At 67.3% G+C, this 9212-nt stretch carries 11 protein-coding genes and 1 pseudogene; 7 read left to right on the plus strand and 5 right to left on the minus strand.

Annotated elements, in window-relative coordinates:
• Positions 1–70 precede the first annotated feature (70 nt).
• A complete protein-coding gene (locus tag AC31A1_RS39840) occupies positions 71–244 on the minus strand; it encodes a DUF397 domain-containing protein (protein ID WP_489657966.1) in 174 nt (57 codons plus the stop codon).
• Positions 245–246: 2 nt separating this feature from the next.
• A complete protein-coding gene (locus AC31A1_RS39845) occupies positions 247–1128 on the minus strand; it encodes a helix-turn-helix domain-containing protein (RefSeq protein ID WP_489657976.1) in 882 nt (293 codons plus the stop codon).
• A 140-nt stretch (positions 1129–1268) separates the two neighbouring features.
• Here AC31A1_RS39845 and AC31A1_RS39850 point away from each other — a divergent pair, with 140 nt between their 5' ends.
• From AC31A1_RS39850 to AC31A1_RS39875, 6 genes are all read left to right on the plus strand, one after another.
• The gene (locus AC31A1_RS39850) at positions 1269–1715 is read left to right on the plus strand and encodes an ATP-binding protein (protein ID WP_489657967.1); all 447 of its coding nucleotides are present in this window, start codon (positions 1269–1271) and stop codon (positions 1713–1715) included.
• 62 nt (positions 1716–1777) lie between these two features.
• Complete coding sequence (locus AC31A1_RS39855) at positions 1778–2131, plus strand: hypothetical protein (RefSeq protein ID WP_489657968.1); 354 nt, start codon at positions 1778–1780, stop codon at positions 2129–2131.
• Positions 2124–2249: a hypothetical protein gene (locus tag AC31A1_RS39860; RefSeq protein WP_489657969.1), complete on the plus strand. Its 126-nt coding sequence runs from the start codon at positions 2124–2126 to the stop codon at positions 2247–2249. The genes AC31A1_RS39855 and AC31A1_RS39860 overlap by 8 nt, the downstream gene beginning before the upstream one ends.
• A gap of 153 nt (positions 2250–2402) precedes the next feature.
• The gene (locus AC31A1_RS39865) at positions 2403–2663 is read left to right on the plus strand and encodes a hypothetical protein (RefSeq protein WP_489657970.1); all 261 of its coding nucleotides are present in this window, start codon (positions 2403–2405) and stop codon (positions 2661–2663) included.
• A 243-nt stretch (positions 2664–2906) separates the two neighbouring features.
• Positions 2907–3479 carry a hypothetical protein gene (locus AC31A1_RS39870; protein WP_489657971.1) on the plus strand — a complete coding sequence of 191 codons (573 nt, stop codon included), beginning with the start codon at positions 2907–2909 and terminating at the stop codon, positions 3477–3479.
• Positions 3480–3550: 71 nt separating this feature from the next.
• Positions 3551–4525: an ArsR/SmtB family transcription factor gene (locus AC31A1_RS39875; protein ID WP_489657972.1), complete on the plus strand. Its 975-nt coding sequence runs from the start codon at positions 3551–3553 to the stop codon at positions 4523–4525.
• 6 nt (positions 4526–4531) lie between these two features.
• On the opposite strand, the gene AC31A1_RS39880 is transcribed toward AC31A1_RS39875, so the two are convergent.
• Positions 4532–4978: a hypothetical protein gene (locus AC31A1_RS39880; protein ID WP_489657973.1), complete on the minus strand. Its 447-nt coding sequence runs from the start codon at positions 4976–4978 to the stop codon at positions 4532–4534.
• A 139-nt stretch (positions 4979–5117) separates the two neighbouring features.
• Positions 5118–7988, minus strand: a complete 2871-nt coding sequence (locus AC31A1_RS39885) for a BTAD domain-containing putative transcriptional regulator (RefSeq protein WP_489657974.1) — start codon at positions 7986–7988, stop codon at positions 5118–5120.
• 231 nt (positions 7989–8219) lie between these two features.
• On the opposite strand from AC31A1_RS39885, the pseudogene AC31A1_RS39890 reads away from it, so the two are divergent.
• A pseudogene (locus AC31A1_RS39890) lies at positions 8220–8345 on the plus strand (ATP-binding protein); the annotation flags it as partial.
• A gap of 115 nt (positions 8346–8460) precedes the next feature.
• Here AC31A1_RS39890 and AC31A1_RS39895 read toward each other — a convergent pair.
• Positions 8461–8994 (minus strand): Uma2 family endonuclease, encoded by a 534-nt coding sequence (locus AC31A1_RS39895; RefSeq protein ID WP_489657975.1) that lies wholly within the window; start codon positions 8992–8994, stop codon positions 8461–8463.
• Positions 8995–9212 lie beyond the last annotated feature (218 nt).

Raw genomic sequence — 9212 nt, forward strand, 5'->3', positions numbered from 1 at the left:
GGCTGGTGGAGGGCGAGGGGGAGTCGCGTCTGCCGTAGACCCCAACTCGGCTGACCTGTCCGGGAGTTGGTCAGCGTAGGGTCGCGGTGAAATTCGTCCAGGTGGTGGGGGTCAGGCGGAGGACCGGGCCGGTGGGGGCCTTTGAGTCGCGGATGGCTATGGTGCCGGGGATGTTGCGGGCGATTTCGAGGCACTCGTTCTGGAATGTGCTGTAGCTGGACTTCACGAAGACGAACTCGGGCATGGTCACATTTCCTTGCGGAGGCTATCGATGAGGGTTAGGGAATCGCGCGGTGCCAGGCCAAGTCGGGCTGTGCGGTCGAACAGCACGCTGTAGGTGTTGCTCTCCACCTCGTTCTCCACCCAGACCATGCCGGTGACGGTGTCGCTCTGGACCACGTCGAGGGCCTCGCTCTCCGCGAAGGAGATGATGCTGAACGGACCTCCGATGCAAGGGTGCGCGCCAGCTCGGAACGGAAGCACTTGCAGGCGTACGTTCGGTAGCTCGGCCAGTTCGAGCAGGCGCTCCAGTTGGGTGCGCATGACGGTGGGGCTGCCGATTTCCTGGCGCAGCGCGGCTTCCCAGATCACCGCGTACAACTGGAGAGGGCGCTCGCCCAACAGCCGTTCCTGACGCCTCTGTTTGACCTGCACCATGCGTTCGATGTCGTCCGGATCCTCCCAGCTCTCATCGCTGACGCCGAGGGCGCGTGTGTATTCCGGAGTTTGCAGCAGGCCCGGAACCAATGCGGCCTGCCAGTTGCGGATCCGAGTGGCGACGTCCTCCATGGCTACGTACTCGGCGATGCTGCCCGTTGCGACTGAGTCTCGCCACCATCCCTTGGCCTTGCGTCGCTCGCGATCCAGCTTCGCCAACTCCAGTAGCCGGCCTACGACTTTGGTGTCCTCCGCGCCGTAGAACTCGCACAGCACCCGGATGTCCGGGTCCCGCATCGGCACCCAGCCGCGCTCCATCTTCACAATCTTGGTTCCGGTCGCGTTGATCGATTCTGCCGCCTGTTGCTGAGTCTTGCCCGCCGCGTCGCGCAGACGCAGAAGTTCTCCACCGAGCCTGCGGCCCAAGACAGTTGACGCCCGGTTGCTCGCGGGCTGGGTTGATCGCTGCATGGTCACAGTCTGTCTCCTTCGTGTCACGCGGTCGACCGCATTCCCTCTTCTGGGGAATAACTTCCCCGAATCGATTGCCTCAGAGAAGAGCGTGCCGCTACGGTCGGTGCTCGACCAGCTACACGGAGAGGTGCTGTCCCATGACCGAAGCCCCACCCGTCCCCCACGATGACCGCCTCGACTACACCCCCGTAGCCCGCAGCGTCACCCTCGCTCGCCGCCGAGCCGCACGCCTCGTCACCGAGTGGGGGCACCCCGGCCTCGCCGGTGATGTCGCCCTCGTCGTATCCGAGTTGATGACCAACGCCCTGCTGCACGGCAGCCCGCGGGACCGGCTGATCCGGGTACGGATCACCGTCGCCGGGGTCACCCTTCGCGTCGAGGTCAGTGACCCGCGCGGTGAACGCTTGCCGAGTCCGTGCCCCGTAAGTGACACAGATCAGTTCGGTCGGGGATTACTCCTGGTCGGCGCGCTGTCCCACCGCTGGGGATGGGAGCCCCGTTCCATCGGCAAGACCGTGTACGCGGAGTGGGTGCTCGGGGCCGACCCCGCCGTGGGCAATCCGCTCGTGGGCGTGAGGGAGTGACGGGAATGGCGTTAGCGTGGGCACGTGCCACAAGGGCGCTCGGTGAGCGGAAGGGGCGGCCGATGACCATGCCGTACGCGGAGGAGAACGCTCCGTTGATCCCCCGTCCCGAACTCACCCTCGCGGCACTTCGGCAGGCCGTGGCCACCGTCGTCCCCTCCCGCCTCCCGGAGTTCTTCGAGGACGTACAGAAGGCGTTCGTGCGGGCCGGCGACGAAGACAGCGTCGTACCGATCCGCATGTTCTACCGGGAGTGGGGCGTGATCGTCGAGATCGAACGCCACCCGGAGACGGCACGCCGACTGCACGCCGCCGAGCAGGCGATCAACAGCGCCGACCCCGCCGTACGCGACCGTGCCATTCGCGAGGCCGGCGAGATCGTACGGGCGGCGCACCGCGAGGTCGCGGGTGGCTGACTGGCGCTGGGAGCTGTTCCAGGACGACCTGCTGGACGGACTCCCGGATGCGGCACGCGCCGAGACGGAGCGGCTGGCCAACGAGATCGCCGTAGGCTGGTCCATGGTCTTTCTGTAGGGCGCGGCCTGTACCGGGCCCGGGTGAGCTGGTTCGGATGGCGCTTCCGGCCAGACAGCGGTGAGTTGAGCGGGGCAACAGGTGAGCGAGCAGTCCTGGTACTGCGTCCGGTGTGTGTTCCGGCACCGCGAACTCGGCGTCTACTAAGAACGGTTGACCCTGTGGCGGGCCACCTCGCTCGACGAGGCCGTCAGCCGTGGGGAGTTGGAGGCACACGAGTACTGCGCCGATCTCGACGGCGTCGAGTACGCCGACTTCGCCGAGGCGTACCGGATGTTCGACGAGCCGGGGGAAGGCGCCGAGGTCTTCTCGCTCATGCGGGAGAGCGGGTTGCCCGCCGGCGAGTATGTGGGGCGGTTCTTCGCTACGGGGGCGGAGCGGAGTGGGCGGGGCTCAGGGTTTGCTGGTCGTTGACGCGTCGTCTTGGTTTTGCGTGGGGCTTGCCGGTTCGGGCGATGACATGAGCCTGGAGGGGGCCTGCGAAGGCCTGGCGTTCCCGTGCCGCTGTGGTGGTCAAGGGGTGCGGAGCGCGGGAGCCGGGCTTCCCCAGTGGTGCCCGCAGGTGGACCATTTACCGCGGCCGCAGGGGCAGGCACGGCTACCACGTGTGGGCTGGAAGCAACTGTTCGAGATGCGGGCAAGCGAGACGAACTCGTCGTGGCCGAGCAGGTCGTCCGGAAGATGAGAGTCGTTGGGGTGACAGGGCCTTCTTGTTCTCGATCCGGCGGCATCAGCGGCAGTTCTGCCGCCGAGCTCATGAATAGCGCCTGTTCACCGGGCAGGGGGCTTCGGCAGGTTTTCGGCAAACTGCCCTGGCTAGCGTTGTTCGGTATGAAGAACAAAGCGAGCCTTGTTGCGGTTGTTTCGCTGTCTCTGATGGCGCTGTCCGGAGGGGTGGCCCAGGCCGCCGGGTCCGGTTCGGAAGGTGTGGCTGCAAACCCGGCATGCACGGATCTGCGGAACGGGCGACTGTGCATCAGCATCACGCCGGTGAACCAGCAGGGGAGCATCCGGGTCTCTTACGAGAAGAAGGCGGGCACGCCGATCTACGGGCACCTCGAATGGGTGAACCCTGCCAACCAGACGTTCAAGTCGCCTGACATCTGGATGTACGCAGGCAACACCTATTACCAGACGTGGCCGACATGGGTGGGCCCTGGTTGCAACTATGGAGTCATCTACAACGCGACCGACAGGGAATCAAGCTTTACCCCGCCCGACTGCGTCTGATCGCTGTCCAACGGCGGCTCCGGTGACGTCCGGGCCGCCGTCGAGGGGCACATGGAGGGCGCGAAGAAATTATGTTGCGCATCCGGTTCACCGCACTCGATCTGGGCCGGGTTCGATTGGCCGCGGGCCCGGCGCTGATGTGGGAGACGGTACTCAGTCTGCATTGGCTCCAGCGTGGCGCCGCCGGTCCCGCCGGCGCGGGGTGGCGCCACGCAATGACGCGCAGGCTGTCGCCTGACCTGGGCCTGCTGCGTGCACTCGTTCCGCCGCGTGGGTACATCCCGGACTTCCTGACGCCGTACGGGTGCTCGGCCGATCCTGTGGAGGCAGTGGCGCCGGTGTTGGACACGTCAGTGTCACGACTCCGCCGCGAGGTCGGCTTGCTGGCGGGTAGTCACGGTGTCAAGGACTCGCTGCGGCCGTTGGCCGAGGGCAGGTCATGCGCGGTTCGACGTCTCGGTGAGGCACTGGTGCGCTATCACAGGGTGGCCGTCGGGCCGTTTTGGCCCACCGTGCGGGACGAGGTCGCCGCTGAGCGTGCCCGTGCGGCTGCGTTGCTCGCTGACGGTGGTGCGGAGGGGCTGCTCGGCCGTCTCTCGCCGCGGATGCGATGGTCCGGCTCGACGTCGACGTTGGCCGTCGACTATCCAGTGGAGCGGGAGCTCAGCCTGGAGGGCCGCGGACTGCTGCTGGTTCCGTCGTACTTCTGTGAAGGAACACCCATCACTTTGGTGCGCCAGGAAGACACGCCAGTGTTGGTGTTCCCGATCGCTCGGACTCTCGGCTTCGCACGGGATGAGGCGCTGCCCGGTCTGCTGGGATGCAGCAGGGCTGCGGTGCTGGAAGCGGCCGCAGACGGTGGCAGTACGAGTGAACTCGCCCACCGCGCGGGTGTTTTGGTCTCTTCGGCCAGCCAGCACCTCACCGTGCTGAGGCGAGCGGGGTTGGTGGTGAGCAGGCGCGAGGCCAACGTCGTGTTCCATGCGGTCACGTCGCTGGGGACGGACCTGTTGCGAGGACGGCAATCGGCCCCGCGACAGGTCTGAGCCCGATCAGCAGTAGCCGATCTTCCTGTAACCGATCCAGAACTCGCCCTTGTTGTTCACGTTCGCGTTCGTACCGATCGAGGGGAGGCGGTTGGCCCCCCAGATCCGGCCGCGGAAACCCTGGGAGACGCTGTTGATGTCGACGTAGGGTTGGACATCCCAGCCGCCGTGGAAGCTGGCAGTTGCGTCGCCGGGGGCCCGCGTGCCGCTGGCGTAACAGGCACTTCCGTTCGAGCGGCGGAGCACGAGATCCCCGTTGTCCTGCAGGACCAGGTAGTACCCACTGTTGCAGATGGCCTGGTTCGTACCCAGTTGGCCGGAGAACGACGTGCCGATGCAGGTCACTGCCGCGGTGTAGGTCTGCTCGGTGGATGCCTGGGCCGCCGCGACTCCACCGGACGTGCTCACCACTGCTGCGCCGGTCGCAACGATCGCCGTCAGGACTCGTTTCACCGTAGTCATGGTGAATTTCCCCCTTGCTTGTTGATTTCTGTGCTGTGCAACGAGTCTGGCAGCGACTGCCGGTCGCGATCACGTGTTTCATTTCCGCGTGAAACTCGCCTGCCCCACGGCGATGGGTTCGGCGACGGTCTCAGTCGAGCGATGCCAGCCGGCTGAGCATTCTGGTTGCCGACACCTCGCGGTGTTGTGCCCGGTACAGTCCCAGCGCCCGTTCCCACGAACTGCGGGCGAGGTCGTCGCGCCCGAGCGCGTGCGCTGCTTCGCCAAGGCGGGCCAAGACGCCCGCCTGCGCGAAACTGTGCTGCAGCAGTGCGAACAGGCCGCTCGCGATCTGCAGGTGGCGTACCGCCTTCTGGTACCTCCTGGATTCCAGCTCAAGCTCGCCGAGGCTGCGTAACGCGTGCGCGGTGCCATCACGGTGCCCGTGTTCCTCGCACAGGGCCAAGGCCTTCTCGCACCACGCGCGGCCTTCATCCCGGCGGCCCAGCCTGATGAGACACCAGCCGACGCAGTTGAGCATGTCGGCTTCCAGATGGGGTTTGCCCAGCGTCTGGTACCGGACGAGTGCTGTGCGGGCGTGATCGAGAGCCTTGCGGTGATTCCGCCTGCCTTCCCACGCCCACGCCAGCGAGTTGTGCGCGTCCGCCTCCGCCGCGAGGTCGCCGAGTTGGGCCGCCAGTGCAATGGCTCGTTCGAGGTGGGACAGCGCGGCCGGGAAGTCGCCGAGCGTGGCGTGGCTGTCACCGAGGCTGGTGTCGGCGTGGACGAGCGCTGTGACGTCGCCGATGCGTTCGGCGACCTCGCGAGCGGTGGTCCACATGGCCATGGCGTCATGCAGCCGTCCGTACCGCCAGTGGTAGACGGCGAGCGCTCTGGGCAGTTGCCAGCTCACGCCGGGCAGGCGAAGATCGACGACGGCGGTCAGCGCCTCGTGTTCCGCCTCGGTCCAGGCCAGTGCCGCGACCATGTCGCCCGGCCGGTATGGGTTGCTTCCCGGCGAGGGCAACTGGTCGACAGGGGGCAGTCGGTGATGGCCCATCACCTCGGCGCAGGCGAGGGCACTGTGCAGGTAGTGCTCGACTGTCCGGCTGAGGGCGGTGTTGCGTTCGGCTTCGCCGCACTTCTCGGCCGCATAGAGCCGTACCAGGTCGTGCAGGCGGTAGCGGTCGGGCACGTGTTCGTCGACGAGATGGGCGATGGTGAGCTCACGCAGCAGAACTGGCGCGGCGGGGCCTGCGACGGCGATGGCGGCCTGTGTCCCGATGTCCGGGCCCGGCGTGATCGCCAGCTGACGGAACAACCGAGCCGCTGCCGAGGACAGCGCCGCGTGGGAGTTGTCGAGAACAACGCGCAGATTCGCCGAAGGACCGCCCGCGTCGAGTGCGCTCAGCCTGGTTTGCGTACTGTTCAGCTCGGCTGCGAGCCCGGTCAGCGATGCCTTGGTGGCGCGGGCGATCACGATGCCGAGCGCCAGCGGCAGTCCAGAACACCAGTGCAGAACGGCCGCGACAGCGTCCGGTTCCGCCGCGAGCCTGTGCACGCCGAGGCGGTGTGCGAGCAGGTCGCGTGCTTCGGAGCCGGTCAGTGGGTCGAGCGTGATCGGCCACGCGCCGCGGGTGGCGACGAGCTCCGGCAGTCCGCTGCGGCTGGTGACCAGGACCGCGCTCGCCGTGCCACCGGGCAGCAACGCGGTCACCTGGTCGGCATCGCGAGCGTTGTCCAGCACCACCAGCACCTTCCGCTCGGCGAGCAGGCCGCGGTAGAGCGCGGCCATGCCGTCGATGTCCGGCGGCACCGCGGTGGGATCCACGCCGAGTGCCCGCAGGAAGCCGTGCAGTGCCGTCTCGACCGGCAACGGCGGCGAAGTCGGTTCGTAGCCGCGCAAGTTGACGTACAACTGGCCGTCGGGGAACCGCGCCGAATTGTGGTGAGCCCAGGTCAGCGCGAGCCACGTCTTGCCCGTGCCGCCCGCACCACCGATCGCGGCGATCATGGTGCCGGCGTCGCGGGCGTGGTCCAGTGCCGCGAGCTGGGAGGCACGCCCGGTGAACCCGGGCGGCGGAGCCGGCAGCTGTCGCAGTGCCCCCGCAGCGGGTATCTCCTGCCGCAGCACCCGCAGATGTGCTTGGCGCAGGCTGGCTCCTGGTGAGACGCCGAGCTCGGTTGAGAGCCTGTTCCTCAGCGACTCGTACAGCTCCAGGGCAACACCCTGCTGCCCGCAACCCGCGAGCGCCACCATCAGCCGTGCGCACAGCTCCTCGTGCAACGGCTCATCGGCCACCAGCGCACGCAGGGCCTGCACCGCGCCGCCGTGTGCGCCGGCGCCGATCAACGCATCCGCGTGCGCGACTCCCGCGGCAAGCCTCTGTTCGGTCAACGTGAGGGCGCGAGGATGCTGTCGCACCGGTTCGGGCAGGTCGGCGAGCACGGCACCACGCCAGCATCTGAGTGCGGCTTCCCAGTCACCCGCGGCGACCAGACCGTCAAACCTCAGGACGTCGAGCTCATGGATGTCCGCGACGAGCCGGTAGCCCGAGCCTGAGCGCGCCTCGATACGTTCGCCGCCGAGCACTTTCCGCAGCCGCGAGACGTAGCCGTAGAGCAACTCGCGGCAGGTTGCCGGGGGACCGTCTCCCCACAGCACGTCGATGATCTCCGCCTGGGACACGATGTCGTTGCACCGCAGCGCGAGTACAGCGAGCAGACTGCGCTGCTTCGCGCCTCCCGCCTGCACGACCTGACCGTCGCGCCGCACCACGAGCGGTCCGAGCACCTCAACCTGGCATCCCGCCGTGGCAGCCTCACCGGGTCCCTCCAGGCCGACCACCGAACCGAGCATCCGCAACGACGCGGCGTGAGGGCGATCAACCTGGCCGCACTCGATCGCACGGACCGTGCGGACGCTGACCCCGGCTTGGTCGGCGAGCTGCTTTTGAGTGAGTCGGGCTCGCTTGCGATGGGCACGTAATGCCGCGCTGAACGACGCGAGTTCGTGATCCACCCTCACTTCCCCCAAATGCTTGGCCGCAGTGGACAGTTCTACTTCACACGACGGTCCTGCAGCCCACGCTGTATGCCTGTTTGCGCGTTTCCCTGCAAGTGGCCCGCCGCCGACTCACCTGACATCGTGGAGCACGAAGCGTGGATGCAGGAATTGGAAGTCCGGCGTAGGCCCAGCGCGGGATCGCCAGCCAGCTGACCGGCGATGGCCGTGGTGGAGCTGGAGCTGGAGCTGGAGGTCGTGTTGGCGGTGTGCCGCAGTTTCGAGGTGCGTCGGGAGCCGGTGGGCAAGCGCGTCCGGGCCGAGGTGGTGCTGGCCGATGATCCCGCGGGACACTCAGCTGGATGGCTGCGGTGAGCGCAGGTCAGCGCCTGTGAAACCCTAAGGGCGTGCCCCCCTGCCTCGTTGGGTGTTGGAGTGGCTCACCGGCACACGGAGCGGACTGCCCAGCTCACCTTCCATCCCCTCGGCCTCAGTTCTCCAGGAACGGTGCCGTGTCCAGGGTGGGGTACGGGGCCGGGAGGACGAGGGGATTGCCCAGGCCGACCTTGGACTCGGCGTCGTAGTACGCCTCTTTGGGATCGTCGCCGGGGAGAACGGGGGCGGTGTAGCAGTGGGCCGTCTTCGTGTTGCGGTTGATCAGGACGAAGACCGGGACTCCGGCGGCGGCATAGGTGCGGAGCTTCGGGCCGGTGTCCCCTTCCGGGTAGAGAAAGGTCACCTCGCCGACCAGGGCGACCATGCCGATCGGGTACCAGCCCTGGTGAGCCCTGCGGTACGACTCGTCGGCTTCCGTGGGCTCGCGGCGCAGGGCGTAGAAATCCGGGACGAGGAGGGACAGGGTCGTGTCCTCATCGTCGGCGACGCGATAGCCGTTTCCCATGCCGCCCGGGAGTCCGGCCGAGTGCAACTGGGCGGCGAGTTCGAAGGCGCCCTTGTTGTGACGATGGTCCGTTAGTGAAGGCACCAGAGCCATCTCCTCGACGTACTCCGGTCGAATCGGCATCGGTGACGCTTCTTTGAACGCCTCCAAAAGGCCGGCGGGTTCCTGATCCGTCCTCATCGCTGCCGTTCCTCCTCGTCGAACGCCGGGTGTCCCGGCAGAACGATGGAGTACGTGAACTACGACTGACCCGGCGATTACGCCACCATTCACTCGAACGGGTGTGCTGAACCGTTCCGCCCGACCTGGGCCCCGCTCTCGGCCCCGCACATCCCCGGAAC

Source organism: Streptomyces sp. P5F9, from assembly GCF_057961495.1.

Coding starts and splice junctions, on each gene's coding strand:
- AC31A1_RS39845 (WP_489657976.1), bottom strand. CDS start 1,128: ATGCAGCGATCAACCCAGCCCGCGAGCAACCGGGCGTCAACTGTCTTG.
- AC31A1_RS39855 (WP_489657968.1), top strand. CDS start 1,778: ATGACCATGCCGTACGCGGAGGAGAACGCTCCGTTGATCCCCCGTCCC.
- AC31A1_RS39840 (WP_489657966.1), bottom strand. CDS start 244: ATGCCCGAGTTCGTCTTCGTGAAGTCCAGCTACAGCACATTCCAGAAC.
- AC31A1_RS39895 (WP_489657975.1), bottom strand. CDS start 8,994: ATGCCGATTCGACCGGAGTACGTCGAGGAGATGGCTCTGGTGCCTTCA.
- AC31A1_RS39850 (WP_489657967.1), top strand. CDS start 1,269: ATGACCGAAGCCCCACCCGTCCCCCACGATGACCGCCTCGACTACACC.
- AC31A1_RS39875 (WP_489657972.1), top strand. CDS start 3,551: ATGTTGCGCATCCGGTTCACCGCACTCGATCTGGGCCGGGTTCGATTG.